At 64.1% G+C, this 14,401-nt stretch carries 10 protein-coding genes and 1 tRNA gene; 6 read left to right on the top strand and 5 right to left on the bottom strand.

The genetic code is table 11. The features are described from left to right. Positions 1-392: 392 nt before the first annotated feature. The 4 genes from IVB46_RS08280 (at position 393) to IVB46_RS08265 (ending at position 5,980) form a co-directional block, all read left to right on the top strand. A complete protein-coding gene (locus IVB46_RS08280) occupies positions 393-1,025 on the top strand; it encodes an ATP-dependent Clp protease proteolytic subunit (RefSeq protein WP_063982958.1) in 633 nt (210 codons plus the stop codon). A 461-nt stretch (positions 1,026-1,486) separates the two neighbouring features. Beyond that, on the top strand, positions 1,487-2,758 hold the full coding sequence (gene clpX, locus IVB46_RS08275) for an ATP-dependent Clp protease ATP-binding subunit ClpX (protein WP_014494834.1): 1,272 nt from the start codon (positions 1,487-1,489) through the stop codon (positions 2,756-2,758). Positions 2,759-3,082: 324 nt separating this feature from the next. Then, complete coding sequence (lon, locus tag IVB46_RS08270; protein ID WP_028149034.1) at positions 3,083-5,506, top strand: endopeptidase La; 2,424 nt, start codon at positions 3,083-3,085, stop codon at positions 5,504-5,506. Positions 5,507-5,575: 69 nt separating this feature from the next. Beyond that, positions 5,576-5,980 (top strand): GFA family protein, encoded by a 405-nt coding sequence (locus IVB46_RS08265; RefSeq protein WP_247301983.1) that lies wholly within the window; start codon positions 5,576-5,578, stop codon positions 5,978-5,980. A 92-nt stretch (positions 5,981-6,072) separates the two neighbouring features. Here the strand turns inward: IVB46_RS08265 and IVB46_RS08260 are convergent. After that, positions 6,073-6,149, bottom strand: a tRNA-Val gene (locus tag IVB46_RS08260). Positions 6,150-6,582: 433 nt separating this feature from the next. On the opposite strand from IVB46_RS08260, the gene IVB46_RS08255 reads away from it, so the two are divergent. Together IVB46_RS08255 and IVB46_RS08250 are read left to right on the top strand one after the other, a co-directional pair. Beyond that, entirely contained in the window at positions 6,583-6,774 is a 192-nt protein-coding gene (locus IVB46_RS08255; protein ID WP_014494837.1) for a hypothetical protein, read from the top strand. Positions 6,775-6,954: 180 nt separating this feature from the next. Then, complete coding sequence (locus tag IVB46_RS08250) at positions 6,955-7,815, top strand: methyltransferase domain-containing protein (RefSeq protein ID WP_247301979.1); 861 nt, start codon at positions 6,955-6,957, stop codon at positions 7,813-7,815. Positions 7,816-7,938: 123 nt separating this feature from the next. Here IVB46_RS08250 and IVB46_RS08245 read toward each other — a convergent pair whose 3' ends face one another. Genes IVB46_RS08245 through ihpA form a run of 4 tightly spaced genes read right to left on the bottom strand, consistent with a single transcriptional unit; the run spans position 7,939 to position 14,378 of the window. Continuing rightward, positions 7,939-8,925, bottom strand: coding sequence for a cation diffusion facilitator family transporter (locus IVB46_RS08245; RefSeq protein ID WP_247301976.1), 987 nt, complete (start codon positions 8,923-8,925; stop codon positions 7,939-7,941). A 2-nt stretch (positions 8,926-8,927) separates the two neighbouring features. Then, positions 8,928-12,140: a CusA/CzcA family heavy metal efflux RND transporter gene (locus IVB46_RS08240; RefSeq protein WP_247301973.1), complete on the bottom strand. Its 3,213-nt coding sequence runs from the start codon at positions 12,138-12,140 to the stop codon at positions 8,928-8,930. Continuing rightward, positions 12,133-13,107: a divalent metal ion exporter adaptor subunit IhpB gene (gene ihpB, locus IVB46_RS08235; RefSeq protein ID WP_247301970.1), complete on the bottom strand. Its 975-nt coding sequence runs from the start codon at positions 13,105-13,107 to the stop codon at positions 12,133-12,135. The genes IVB46_RS08240 and ihpB overlap by 8 nt, the downstream gene beginning before the upstream one ends. After that, positions 13,104-14,378 carry a divalent metal ion exporter subunit IhpA gene (gene ihpA / locus IVB46_RS08230; RefSeq protein WP_247301967.1) on the bottom strand — a complete coding sequence of 425 codons (1,275 nt, stop codon included), beginning with the start codon at positions 14,376-14,378 and terminating at the stop codon, positions 13,104-13,106. Before ihpA ends, ihpB begins: the two co-directional genes overlap by 4 nt. Between the last annotated feature and the right edge of the window lie 23 nt (positions 14,379-14,401).

Raw genomic sequence — 14,401 nt, 5'->3', positions numbered from 1 at the left:
CACAACCTCGTCAAGCTCGGCAACCTCGCCAGTACCGCATGAGCGGGCTATCGTAATGAAATCTAACCAGCCAAAACGATAACTGGACGGGCTCCTAGGAAAGCCTTCCATTAAGGATGATCAGCAAAGGGGCCCGGCTAGCCAACTGGCTGGCTGGGCCTGTTTGCGAGAATCAGCTTCAAGTGCCCCGTGGATTAAGCCTTAATTCGCTCCGCACTTGTCTGGCGCGAATTGGGCTATATCTGTCGGTACGCCCTGTACCCAAGTCTTATACCAAGCGTTCTACCTCTACCCACTTCCTGCATCACTGGCGTCCATCGGCCTTCCGGCAAATCCAGCCAAACTGGCAGCCAAGACTGGCAATGTCCGCCTCCTAAAACCCTAGGTGACTCATGCGCGATCCGGTTGAAACCTACATGAACCTCGTGCCCATGGTGGTCGAGCAGACCAACCGTGGCGAGCGCGCCTACGACATCTTCTCGCGCCTGTTGAAGGAGCGCATCATTTTCCTGACCGGGCCGGTCGAGGACGGCATGTCGACGCTGGTGGTCGCGCAGCTCCTGTTCCTTGAAGCGGAAAATCCGAAGAAGGAAATCTCGATGTACATCAACTCGCCGGGCGGCGTGGTGACGTCGGGCCTCGCGATCTACGACACCATGCAGTTCATCCGCCCGCCGGTCTCGACGCTGTGCACGGGCCAGGCCGCCTCGATGGGCTCGCTGCTGCTCTGCGCCGGCGAGAAGGACATGCGCTTCTCGCTGCCGAACGCGCGCATCATGGTGCATCAGCCCTCCGGTGGCTTCCAGGGCCAGGCCACCGACATCATGCTGCACGCGCAGGAAATCCTGAACCTGAAGAAGCGGCTCAACGAGATCTACGTGAAGCACACCGGTCAGACCTACAAGACCATCGAGGACGCGCTGGAACGCGACAAGTTCCTCACCGCGAACGACGCCAAGGAGTTCGGCCTGGTCGACAGGGTCATCGACAAGCGCGCCGAAGAGCCGGCGGCGAAACCGCAGTAACGCGAACGGGGCTGCAACATCGATCCCTGGAATACCTATGGGGATTTCTCGGGATCGTCAGGGCGACGTTCACGTTAACGGCGCACTACGCGGCGGCGCAAAAAACAGTCTTGCGCCCCGCGACAGGCAGAAAGTTCCGCTTTCGTGCTTGTTTTTCGTGGCAATCCAGCAACTCCGGGGCGATTTCGATCACTTCGTCCGTGCCAAGACGTGAAATCACGGTATTGTCACGGGTAGCCAGCGCCCCCTCGATTAGCGAATTCTTGATAGTCGGGTGACAGCATGGTTGGCTACGATTGATCGGCTATGATCGCGGAGAATCGAGTGACCGTGATTCGCACGGGATGTAACGCGTAGGGTCTTTTTTGGTACGGAATTTGCTCTATTTGAACTTCATACGGCATGCGTGCCGGAATGGAGCGATCGAGCGGAGCGGGATCGAACCGCGGACGGAGACATGAATGAGTAAGGTCGGCACGAGCGACTCCAAGAACACACTGTATTGCTCGTTCTGCGGCAAGAGCCAGCACGAAGTCCGCAAACTGATCGCGGGTCCCACGGTCTTCATCTGCGACGAGTGCGTTGAGCTCTGCATGGACATCATCCGCGAGGAGAACAAATCCTCGCTCGTGAAGTCGCGCGACGGCATTCCGACGCCGAAGGAAATCTGCAAGGTCCTGGACGATTACGTCATCGGCCAGAGCCATGCGAAGAAGGTCCTGTCGGTCGCGGTGCACAATCACTACAAGCGCCTCAACCACCAGACCAAGCACAACGACGTTGAGCTCGCGAAGTCGAACATCCTGCTGATCGGTCCGACCGGTTCGGGCAAGACGCTGCTCGCGCAGACGCTCGCCCGCATCCTGGACGTGCCGTTCACGATGGCTGATGCCACGACGCTGACCGAAGCCGGCTATGTCGGCGAGGACGTCGAGAACATCATCCTGAAGCTGCTCCAGGCCGCCGACTACAATGTCGAGCGCGCCCAGCGCGGCATCGTCTACATCGACGAAATCGACAAGATCAGCCGCAAGTCCGACAATCCCTCGATCACGCGCGACGTGTCGGGTGAGGGCGTGCAGCAGGCGCTGCTGAAGATCATGGAAGGCACGGTGGCTTCGGTCCCGCCGCAGGGCGGCCGCAAGCATCCGCAGCAGGAGTTCCTGCAGGTGGATACCACCAACATCCTGTTCATCTGCGGCGGTGCGTTCGCCGGCCTCGAGAAGATCATCTCGGCGCGCGGGCGGTCGACCTCGATCGGCTTCGCCGCCCAGGTGCTCGCGCCGGAGGATCGCCGTACCGGCGAGATCTTCCGCCACGTCGAGCCTGAGGACCTCCTGAAGTACGGTCTCATCCCCGAATTCGTCGGCCGTCTGCCGGTCGTGGCGACGCTCGAGGATCTGGACGAGACTTCGCTGAAGAAAATCCTCACCGAGCCGAAGAACGCGCTGGTGAAACAGTACCAGCGGCTGTTCGAAATGGAGAACATCGAGCTGACCTTCGCCGACGAGGCGCTTGGCGCGGTCGCCCGCAAGGCGATCGAGCGCAAGACCGGCGCGCGTGGTCTGCGTTCGATCCTCGAGGCGATCCTGCTCGAGACCATGTTCGACCTGCCGGGCCTCGAAGGTGTGGAAGAAGTCGTGATTTCGCGCGAAGTCGTGGAAGGTACGGCCCGTCCGCTCTACATCTACGCCGATCGGTCCGATCGCGCCGTCGAGAACGCCAGCGCCTGATTTACGGCGCTGGAACGCTCCAATCGTCTTTGATAGTAGCGGCTGCGGAATGGTTCTCCGCAGCCGATGTTGCGTCGCTTATACGCGTGCGTAAGCGCCTGATGGCGCGCGTCTTTCAATGACTTGACACCCCCCCGGTCGATAGCCACCTAATGTCGACGGCGAGCGAAAATTCTCTTCAAGATTCGCCTCAGTTCCGATCCGGCAAGCCCGGTCCAACCTTAGAATGGTAGGCCGGTTTTGTGGATCACCTCGGCACCTTGTGGCGGTTGCGCATGAGCATGGCGGGCTGCGTGCAAGGGGGTAAAGCAAAAGGAAAAGGCCATGACTAATCCAAAACCCCGGCCAACCATCGTCCATGGCGAAACGCACGCATATCCCGTGCTGCCGCTGCGCGACATCGTCGTCTTCCCGCACATGATCGTTCCGCTCTTCGTCGGTCGCGAGAAGTCGATCCGCGCGCTCGAAGAGGTGATGAAGAACGACGCGCTGATCATGCTCGCGACGCAGAAGAACGCGTCCGACGATGATCCGGCGCCCGACGCCATTTACGAGACCGGTACGCTCGCCAGCGTGCTTCAGCTCTTGAAGCTTCCCGACGGCACCGTGAAGGTGCTGGTCGAAGGGCTCGAGCGTGCGCGCGTGCAGAAATACACCGATCGCAGCGAGTACTACGAAGCGACCGCGATTGCGCTCGCCGACACCGATGCGAAATCGGTCGAGGCGGAGGCACTGTCGCGCTCGGTCGTGTCCGACTTCGAGAGCTATGTGAAGCTCAACAAGAAGATCTCGGCCGAGGTCGTCGGCGTCGTGCAGGCGATCACCGATTTCGCCAAGCTCGCCGACACCGTTGCCTCGCATCTCGCCGTCAAGATTGCGGATCGCCAGCAAATCCTGGAGACGCTGTCGGTCACCACGCGCCTCGAGAAGGTGCTGGGCCTGATGGAGAGCGAGATCTCGGTGCTGCAGGTCGAGAAGCGCATCCGCTCGCGCGTCAAGCGCCAGATGGAGAAGACCCAGCGCGAGTATTATCTCAACGAGCAGATGAAGGCGATCCAGAAGGAGCTCGGCGACGACGACGGTCGCGACGAGCTGGCCGATCTCGAAGAGAAGATCTCCAAGACCAAGCTCTCCAAGGAAGCGCGCGAGAAGGCGCAGCATGAATTGAAGAAGCTGCGCCAGATGTCGCCGATGTCCGCGGAAGCGACCGTCGTGCGCAACTATCTGGATTGGCTGCTGTCGATCCCGTGGAACAAGAAGTCCAAGGTGAAGAAGGATCTGGAATCGGCGCAGGCGGTTCTGGATGCCGATCACTACGGGCTGGAGAAGGTCAAGGACCGTATCGTCGAGTATCTCGCGGTGCAGTCGCGCGCCAACAAGCTGACCGGACCGATCCTCTGCCTCGTCGGACCTCCCGGCGTCGGCAAGACCTCGCTCGGCAAGTCGATCGCGAAGGCGACCGGACGTGAGTTCGTGCGCGTCTCGCTCGGCGGCGTGCGCGACGAGGCCGAGATCCGCGGTCACCGCCGCACCTATATCGGTTCGATGCCCGGCAAGATCATCCAGTCGATGCGGAAGGCGAAGTCGTCCAATCCGCTGTTCCTACTGGACGAGATCGACAAGATGGGCGCCGATTTCCGCGGCGATCCGTCTTCGGCGCTGCTCGAGGTCCTCGACCCCGAGCAGAACGGGACCTTCAACGACCACTACCTCGAGGTCGACTACGATCTGTCCAACGTGATGTTCATCACGACCGCGAATACGCTCAATATTCCGGGACCGCTGATGGACCGCATGGAGATCATCCGGATCGCGGGCTACACCGAGAACGAGAAGGTCGAGATTGCGCGCAAGCATCTGATCCCGAACGCGGTGTCCAAGCACGGCCTGGACTCCAAGGAGTTCTCGATCGACGACGACGCGTTGCTGCTGTTGATCCGCCGCTACACCCGCGAAGCGGGCGTGCGCAATCTGGAGCGTGAGCTCTCCACACTCGCCCGCAAGGCGGTGAAGGAGCTGATGATCTCCAAGAAGAAGTCGGTCAAGGTCACCGAGAAGACTCTGGAAGAGTTGCTCGGCGTGCCGAAGTACCGCTTCGGCGAGATCGAGAGCGAGCCGCAGGTCGGTATCGTCACGGGCCTGGCTTGGACCGATGTCGGCGGCGAGCTGTTGACGATCGAAGGCGTCATGATGCCCGGCAAGGGCAAGATGACGGTCACGGGCAATCTGCGCGACGTGATGAAGGAATCGATCTCGGCAGCGGCGTCCTACGTGCGCTCGCGTGCGATCGTCTACGGCATCGAGCCGCCGCTGTTCGACCGGCGCGACATCCACGTGCACGTGCCGGAAGGCGCGACGCCGAAGGACGGTCCGTCGGCGGGCGTGGCGATGGCCACCGCGATCATCTCGGTCATGACCGGCATTCCGGTCCGCCACGATGTCGCGATGACCGGCGAGATCACGCTGCGCGGCCGTGTGTTGCCGATCGGCGGCCTGAAGGAGAAGCTGCTGGCCGCTGCCCGCGGCGGCATCAAGACGGTGCTGATCCCCGAGGATAACGCCAAGGATCTCACGGAGATTTCCGATGCGATCAAGGGCGGCATGGAGATCATCCCGGTGTCGCGTCTGGACGACGTCGTCGCCAAGGCGCTGGTGAAGAAGCCCGTGCCGATCGTCTGGGAAGAGGACACCAAGGTGACGGTGAAGCCGGACGGGGACGAGGCCGCCGGCGGACTGACCGCTCACTAAGGTTCAGCGAAAGATGATAAAACGGCGCCTTCGGGCGCCGTTTTTGTTTTGGGGGCAGGGATCAGGGCGATGCAGATCGACGGGCAGTGCCATTGCGGGCAGATCACCTTTGAGGCCGAGGTCGACCCCGAGGCGGTGTCGGTCTGCCATTGCCGGGATTGCCAGACCCTGACGGGATCGCCGTTCCGGGTGACCGCGATCTGCACCAAGGCCGACGTCAGGCTGACCGCCGGCACGCCAAAAGTCTACGGCAAGCGCGGCGAAAACGGCCGGATGCGCTTCCAGCACTTCTGCGCCGACTGCGGTTCCCCGCTGTTCACCAGCGGCGAGGGTGATCAGGCCGACGATTGGGGTATCCGCTGGGGCTCAATCCGCCAGCGCGACAAATTGCGGCCCGTCAGGCAGATCTGGTGCCAGTCGGCGGCGGTGTGGATCGACGCGGTGCCGTTGCTGCCGGGGAGGCCGGGGGATTAGGCTGGCTTGCCAAGCCGAAGCTCGCCGCAAAAAGCCCGCCTTCGCCCGTTGGGATTCTGCGTGGCAGCCTGCGTCGCTGCGCGAGCGCAGGCTGGTGGGCGGTCACGGATTCGAACCGCGGACCCTCTCGGTGTAAACGAGATGCTCTAACCAGCTGAGCTAACCGCCCCAAGGCGCCTCTTTAGCCCTCCCGCGGGTGTTCGAGCAAGGCCCGAACGCATCGCAAACAGGGCTCCAGCAACACCGCCTTTGTGATGATTGTCACAGGCGTCCGCCCGCGAGTCGGCCAATGTCCACCGCGATTCACGATGGAGGGGTGGCCAATGTGTGCTCTGCTGGACCTCATCTACCGACATTGTTGCCGGGCGTGTTTGCGCGAAGCGCGACGCATGAGCCGCCGCGGCTCCATCATTCCAATTTGGTAGTTCCGGCTGACGGCGCGCCGATTTGGCCGCTGGCGGCTGTCCTGGCTCGTTGCGCCTGGCATCGGACGCCCACGAGCCGCCCTCCAAGGGTCCAAAATTGCCCTTTTTCGGTCATCTTTTTGATCGCCATCCGAACCAACGTTACGGCTCCCTGTGGCAGCGTGGAGTATCGCCGTGATGAGTGATCTTCGCATCAAGCTGGAAAGGTACGAGTCGAAAGCCGCCCACTGCATGAAAGCGGCTCAAGAAGCTCCTGATGAGGCCGGTCGGGCCTTCTACGAGGAGCTTGCCAACTATTACGACGAGCTGGCAGCCGACTTTCGCCGCGTCCTCGCCAAGCGAACCGGAGTTTCGCTCGCGGCCGAATGATCCGGCGTAGCGCAGGTCGGCAGTTGAAGACCTCGGCGGTCCGTCAACCTCTGACGCCGTGTCGTGCGGCGTGAACGCAAGAACGTCTCGCTGACAGGTGGACCGAACAGGCCGCCTCAGTTGACGGCGTCCTTGCTTTTCGGCATCGGGGTCTTTCGACCAAGCTGCCGGAGGGGATCCATGGAACAGCCAAGCGGACACGCAGAGAATGCCGACCAGATCGCTTATTGGAACGGTCCGAGCGGGCAGCGCTGGGCCGATCGGCACGCTGCCCAGGAGAGCCTGCTCGGGCCCATCGCCGACGTGCTGATCGATCGCGCCAGGCCGAAGCCGGGCGAGCGCGTGCTCGATGTCGGCTGCGGCTCCGGTGCGACGACGTTCGCGTTCGCGAAGGCCGTCGCGCCCGATGGCTTCGCGCTCGGCCTCGACGTCTCCGATCCCATGCTGTCGCAGGCGCGCGCGTTTGCGCCAAGAGGCCTGCCGCTCGATTTCGTGCTGGCGGATGCGACGGTCCATCCGTTCGAGCCGGCGAGCTTTGACCTGTTGGCATCGCGCTTCGGCGTGATGTTCTTCGCCGATCCGATCGCGTCCTTCACCAACCTCCGCCGCGCGCTGAAGCCGACCGGACGGCTCGCTTTCGCCTGCTGGCGCGAGCCGAAGGAAAACCCGTGGATGATGGCGCCGCTGATGGCGGTCTACAAACATGTCCCGAAGATGCCGCCGGTCGGGCCGGAAGAGCCGGGACCGTTCGCCTTTGCCTCGGAAGAGCGCGTGATGCGTATCCTGAAGGGCGCCGGCTTCGTGGACGTGGCGATGGAGCCGCACAACCTCGCGATGGATGTCGCGATCGGCGGCGGCCTCGATGCCGCGGTCGAGGGCTCGCTCCAGATCGGCCCCGCCAGCCGCGCGCTGCAAGGCCATCCGCCTGAGACATACGAGGCCGCAAAAGCCTCGATCCGCGAGATGCTGGCGCCGTTCATGAAGGGACAAAGCGTAGCGCTGCAGGGCGCGATCTGGATCGTCACGGCGAAGGCGGCGTAGGCGGCGTACTATCCACCGTCATTGCGAGCGTAGCGAAGCAATCCAGACTGCCTCCGCGGAGACAGTCTGGATTGCTTCGTCGCTTCGCTCCTCGCAATGACGGCGTGGATGGGCCTGTGGGTCCTACACCACATCATCCGGCGCGAGCGCGCAGCCATTGTCGGGATGCGTCTCGATCTGGAGCGTGGTGTGGCCGATGCGGAACGACGCCCTCAGCATCTGCGCCGTCTCCATCAGGAATGCATCGCCGGCGCCGGTGGGCATGACGAGATGGCAGGTCAGTGCCGTCTCGGTGGTCGAGATCGGCCAGACGTGGAGATCGTGGATTCCCGAGACGCCTGGTCGCTCCAGCAGAAAGATCTTGATTGCGGCGATGTCGGTGCCCTTGGGCGCGGCCGCCATCGACATGTCGATGGAGCCCCGCAGCAGGCTGGTGGTGCTCCAGAGGATGGTGGCGCAGATGACGAGGCTGGTGACGGGATCGAGCCAGAGCCAGCCGGTCCAGATGATCAGTGCCGCCGAGACCACGACGCCGAGCGAGACCGCGGCGTCGGCCGCCATGTGCAGATAGGCGCCTTCGATGTTGATGTCGTCCTTGCGTCCGCGCGCGAACAGCATGGCGGTAAAACCGTTGATGAGGATGCCGATGCCGGCGACCACCATCACGGTGACGCCTGCGACCGGCTCCGGCTCGCGCAGCCGCAAGATCGCCTCCCAGCCGATCGCCCCTGTCGCGACCAGCAGGAACACCGCGTTCGCCAGCGCCGCCAGGATGGTGGAGGCGCGAAAGCCATAGGTGAAGCGGCCGCTCGGCGCGCGCCGTGCCGCGATCGATGCGCACCAGGCCACGACCAGGCCGAGCACGTCGCTGAGATTATGGCCGGCGTCAGCGAGGAGGGCGGTGGAGTTGCCGATATAGCCGTAGATCGCCTCGGCCACGACCAGCGCGGTGTTGAGCGAAATGCCGATCGCGAACGCCGTGCCGAAATTGGCGGGCGCATGGACATGCGCGTGGCCAGGACCATGGTTATGTCCGTGGTTATGCCCGTGGTCATGCCCGTGGCCGGCATGATCATGGTGGTGATGACCGTGATGGTCGTGGCTGCCCAAATCTAGCGCTCCCCGGACGCCGCCAAATCAGGCGCCATTGTAGGCGTTTCGGTTGCCGCGTCACGCCGGAACAGCGCATAGAGCGCCGGCAGCACCAGCAGCGTCAGCACGGTCGAGGAGATGATGCCGCCGATCACCACGGTCGCCAGCGGACGCTGCACCTCGGCGCCGGCGCCGGTGGCGAGCGCCATCGGCACGAAGCCGAGGGAGGCGACCAGGGCGGTCATCAGCACCGGGCGCAGCCGCGTCAGTGCGCCCTCGCGTACGGCTTCTGCGATCGGCCGCCCTTCGCCGCGCAGCCGCTCGATGAAAGCGATGATGACGAGGCCATTGAGCACGGCGACGCCCGACAGCGCGATGAAGCCGACGCCGGCGCTGATCGATAAAGGAATACCGCGCAGCAACAGCGCGGCGACCCCGCCGGTCAGCGCCAGCGGCACGCCGGAGAATACCAGCGCCGCATCCGCCACTGATCCCATGCCCATGAACAACAGCAGAAACACCAGCAGCAGCGCCACCGGCACCACGATGGTCAGCCGCTTGGTGGCGGAGACCAGCTGCTCGAACTGTCCGCCCCAGCCGATCCAGTAACCGGGCGGCAGCTTGACCTTCTCGGCCACCGCCTCTTGGGCCTCGGCGACGAAGGAGCGCAGGTCGCGCCCGCGAACGTTGGCCATCACCACCACGCGGCGCTTGCCGTTCTCGCGGCTGATCTGGTTGGGGCCGGGCGCGATCTCGATCGTCGCAACCGAGGACAGGGGCACGTAGCGGAGCGTCGAGCCCGATGCACCTGGCCAGGCGGTCTTGGTGACGGCGGGGATATCGTCGCCCGGCGGCAGCGGGATCGGTAGCGATTTGATCGTGTCGGGGTTGGCACGCAGGTTTTCCGGCAGCCGCACCACGATGTCGAAGCGGCGATCGCCCTCGAACAGCTTTCCGACCGGCTTGCCGCCGATCGCGATCTCGACCAGGTTCTGCACCTCGCTGAGACTGAGTCCGTAACGCGACAACGCTTGGCGGTCGAGCTTGACGGTGAGGATCGGCAGGCCTGCGACCTGCTCGGTCTTCACGTCGGCTGCACCCTCGATGCCGCGGACCACGCCGTTGACCTGCTGGGCGATGCCGGCCAGCACGTCGAGATCGTCGCCGAAGATCTTGACGCCGACATCGCTGCGGATACCGGCGATCAGCTCGTTGAAGCGCATCTGGATCGGTTGGGTCATCGCATAGGCCGTGCCGGGCAGGGTGTTGGCGGTGCGCTCGATGTCCTCGATCACCTCGTTCTTCGGCTTGGCGGGGTCGGGCCATTCCTCACGCGGCTTCAGCGTCACGAAGGTGTCGGCGACATTCGGAGGCATCGGATCGTTGGCGATTTCGGCGGTGCCCATCTTGGAGAAGACCGTCGCCACCTCTGGAACCTGCTTGACCGCTTTCTCCAGCCGAATCTGCATGTCGGCGCTCTGGGTCAGGCTGGTGCCGGGAATCCGGATGGTCTCGATGGTAATGTCGCCTTCGTCCAGGCTCGGGATGAACTCGCCGCCCATACGCGTCGCGGCGAAGATGCTGCCGGCGACGATCAGGACGGCACCGAACGCGACGCTGCCGCGGTAGCGGATGGCACGCTCGAGCAGCGGCAAATAGAACCGTTTTGCCGCCCGCATGAAGATGTTTTCCTTCTCCGAGACCTTGCCGGTGACGAAGATCGCCACCGCAGCCGGGACGAACGTGACCGACAGCAGCGCCGCGCCCGCGAGCGCCATCAGCACGGTCAGCGCCATCGGCGTGAACATCTTGCCCTCGGTGCCCGTCAGGGTGAGGACCGGGAGATAGACGACCGCGATGATCAACGTGCCGAACAGGCTCGGCTTGATGACCTCGCGCGCGCCCGCGTGAATCGTCTCCAGCCGTTCCTCCAGCGACAGCAGCCGTCCGCGCCGGCTCTGCTCGACGGCGAGCAGCCGCAAACAGTTTTCGACGATGATGACTGCGCCGTCGACGATGATGCCGAAATCGATCGCGCCCAGGCTCATCAAATTGGCGCTGACCTTGCTTTCGACCATGCCTGATATCGTAAACAGCATCGAGAGGGGAATGACACAGGTGGTGATCAGGGCGGCGCGGATGTTGCCGAGGATCAGGAACAGCACTGCAATCACCAGCGCCGCGCCCTCGACGAGGTTCTTCTCGACGGTCTCGATGGTGGCTTCCACCAGATGCGTGCGGTCGTAAACCGCGTGCGCGATCACGCCCTCAGGCAGCGATTTTGCGATCTCGTTGAGTCGAGCCGCCACGCGCTGGGCTACGGTGCGGCTGTTCTCGCCGATCAGCAGCATGGTGGTGCCGAGCACGGTCTCCTTGCCGTTGGCTGACGCCGCGCCCATGCGGAGCTCGTGCCCTTCCTGCACGTCGGCGACGTCACGGATACGTACCGGCACCCCGCCACGCGAGCCGATCACGATGTCCTTGATGTCGTCGATATTGGCGACCTGGCCGGGCGCTCGGACGAGATATTGCTCGCCGTTGCGCTCGATATAGCCAGCGCCAACATTGGCGTTGTTGGCGGTCAGCGCCGTCATGATGTCGCGGAAACCGAGCTTGTAGGCCATCAGACGGGCGGGGATCGGCAGCACGTGGAATTGCCGCTCGTAGCCGCCGATCGAGTTGACCTCGATCACGCCGGGGATGGTGCGCAATTGCGGCTTGATGATCCAGTCCTGGATGGTACGCAATTCCGTCGGCGTGAATTCGAGGCCGGTCGGAGATTTCGCGCCCGGCTTGGCTTCCACCGAGTAGACGTAGATCTCGCCGAGACCGGTCGAGATCGGCCCCATCGCAACTTCGACGCCGGCCGGCAACTGGTCGCGTGCCTGCTGGATGCGCTCGTTGACGAGCTGGCGTGCGAAATAGATATCGGTGCCGTCCTGGAACACGACGGTGACCTGGCTGAGACCGTAGCGCGAGATCGACCGGGTATATTCGAGCTTGGGCAGGCCACCCATCGCGGTCTCGATCGGAAAGGTGATCCGCTGCTCGGATTCGAGCGGCGATAGGCCGGGCGCACGGGTGTTGATCTGGACCTGGACGTTCGTGACATCAGGCACGGCATCGATCGGCAGACGCGTGAAGTTCCAGGCGCCGAAGGCGCCGACCGCGAGTGTGATGAGGATGACCATCCAGCGCTGGCGGATGGCGAGGGCGAGGAGGGCGTCAATCATGGTCGGCCTCTCCCTTGCCCATCTCCGCCTTCACCACGAAGCTGTTCTCGGCGACGTAGCGTTCGCCGGCCGAGAGGCCTGCACGGATCTCCACGAACTTCGCATCGGAATCGCCTGTTTCCACGGGGCGGGCCTCGATCTTGTCGTCGTCTTCGCGGACGAACACGACCGTCTTATTCTCCAGCATCTGGATCGCCCCTGTGCGTACCGCCACGGCGACGTGACGTTTTGCGAGCACAAGCCGCGCCGTGACGAACAGGCCGGGACGCAAGCGCCCGTCCGGATTTGGCAGCACCACGCGGGCGAGCGCGGTCTGGGTCTCGCTGCTGCCGATCGGCGCCATGTAGGAGATCGTGCCCTTGATCTCGCCGCGGCCGTCGTCGGGATCGATCAGCACCTCGTCATTGAGACGGACGCGCCGTAGATCCTGCCGGTAAATGGAGAGGTCGACCCAGATCGTCGAGAGGTCGGCGACCACGAAGGCCGGCTTCTGCTCGGAGACGTATTCGCCGAGCGAGATCTGCCGCTCGATGATGGTGCCGGCGATCGGCGCCTTGAGCTCGTAAACGGTGAGGCTCTGGTTGCTCTCGATCGCGGCGAGCAGATCGTCCTTGCCGACCCTGTCGCCGATGCGCTTCTGGATCGATTTGGCGACCCCCGGAAAGCGCGGCGTCACCTGCACGACGGCTTCCTGGTTGGCGCGCAAGATGCCGTTGAAGGACAGCGTATCGGTCAGCGTCGCACTCCCGGCCTCCGCCAGCGTGACACCGGCAGCCGCCAGCTTGACGTCGGAGATGCGGATGCGGTCGGCGCCGTGCTCGTCCTGCTCGACATGGTCGTTCGGCTTCTTCTGTTCGGAATGCTCGGCATGCTCCGTCGGCGCAACCTTGGGCGCGAGCAGGGAATAGCCGTAAGCGCCGAGTGCGGCGGCAACGATGGCGATCAGGATGGTGGAGGATGTCTTCATCGCGCGCTCTCCCGGGCCAGCGCAAAGGGATTGCCGACGAGGCCTTCGATGGTCGCAACGCCGGCATGGAAGTTCTGCAGCGCCTCCTGCTCGCGCAGCCGCGCCTGGGTGACGCTCGCCTGGGCGTCGAGCACTTCGAGCAGGGAGAAGCGGCCCTGGCCGTAGCCCTGCGCGATCGCTTCCGAGGCTTCCGCGGCTTTCGGAATCGCGGTCTCGCGCAGCACCGCGAGCTCGCGCAGCGAGCCCTGGAGCGAGTCGTAGGCGCGGCCGGCGACCACGATCAGCGTGTTGCGGTTGGCCTCGCGCTCGGCCCTGGTCTTGGCGAGGCTTTCCTGCGCCGAGAGGATATTGCCCTGGTTCTGGTCGAACACGGGAATCGGCACCGAGACGGTAAGGCGCACCGCGTCGTCATTGGTCTCGTTGAAATGGCGCCATCCCGCCGCGATCCGCACGTCGGGATAGGGCCTTAAGCGCGCCATCAACAGTTCGGCATTGCGCTGGGCATACACGGCTGTCCAGCGCACCAGCTGCGGATTGGCATCGATGGCGGCAACGACCGACTGGAACGTCGGCGTCTTTCCCGTGGTGTCGAGCCGGCCGGAGACCTCGCCGAATTTTGCCGCGGGATCCCCCATCAGCACCGCAAGCTCGCGCCTGGCACTCGCCAGCGTTGCCTTGAAGCGTTCGCGGTCGGCCTTCACCAGGGCGGACGCGACCTCGGCGCGGCCGGTCTCGGCCGGCGAGGAGGCGCCGGCCTCGACGCGGCGGCGCAGCAGCGGCGTCAGCCGGTCGATCGCGGCGATCTGCTCGTCGAGGATCTGGATGCGCCGCTGCGCACCGAGCACGCTGAGGAAGGCGATCGCAGTCTCTGACAACACCTCCAGCCTGACCGCCTTGCGCTGGATCGCGGCCACCTCGATGCCGGCGGCGCCTGCGGCGATCCGCGCATCACGCTTGCCGAACAGCTCGAAGGCCTGGCTGATCTGGAGCGTGGTCTCGGCCGATCTCGTGCCGCGATAGATGCCCGACCCGAACGAATTGTCCTGCTCATAGGACAGTTCCGGATTGAGCAGCGCGCCTGCCTGGATGCGCTGACCCGTGGCGATGCCGACGTCGCGTTCTGCCGCGGTGAGCCGCGGGCTCGCGGCCAGCGCGCGCGACAGCGCGCTTCGCATCGTAAGCGTCTGGGCGTGCGCGTGCTGCGTCAGCCAGGGGCTGACGAAAATCGCCATCGCGCACGCCAGGCGCGCGGCAGTCCGTCTGCAAGACATGAAGGTGACCTGTGAACAATAGC

It is taken from the genome of Bradyrhizobium sp. 61 (assembly GCF_023073075.1).
Taxonomy (GTDB): Bacteria; Pseudomonadota; Alphaproteobacteria; order Rhizobiales; family Xanthobacteraceae; genus Bradyrhizobium; species Bradyrhizobium barranii.
This window is presented reverse-complemented; position numbering and strand designations above follow the sequence as displayed.

Coding starts and splice junctions, on each gene's coding strand:
- IVB46_RS08265 (WP_247301983.1), top strand. CDS start 5,576: ATGCAGATCGACGGGCAGTGCCATTGCGGGCAGATCACCTTTGAGGCC.
- IVB46_RS08255 (WP_014494837.1), top strand. CDS start 6,583: ATGAGTGATCTTCGCATCAAGCTGGAAAGGTACGAGTCGAAAGCCGCC.
- IVB46_RS08280 (WP_063982958.1), top strand. CDS start 393: ATGCGCGATCCGGTTGAAACCTACATGAACCTCGTGCCCATGGTGGTC.
- ihpB (WP_247301970.1), bottom strand. CDS start 13,107: ATGAAGACATCCTCCACCATCCTGATCGCCATCGTTGCCGCCGCACTC.
- IVB46_RS08250 (WP_247301979.1), top strand. CDS start 6,955: ATGGAACAGCCAAGCGGACACGCAGAGAATGCCGACCAGATCGCTTAT.
- clpX (WP_014494834.1), top strand. CDS start 1,487: ATGAGTAAGGTCGGCACGAGCGACTCCAAGAACACACTGTATTGCTCG.
- lon (WP_028149034.1), top strand. CDS start 3,083: ATGACTAATCCAAAACCCCGGCCAACCATCGTCCATGGCGAAACGCAC.
- IVB46_RS08240 (WP_247301973.1), bottom strand. CDS start 12,140: ATGATTGACGCCCTCCTCGCCCTCGCCATCCGCCAGCGCTGGATGGTC.
- ihpA (WP_247301967.1), bottom strand. CDS start 14,378: ATGTCTTGCAGACGGACTGCCGCGCGCCTGGCGTGCGCGATGGCGATT.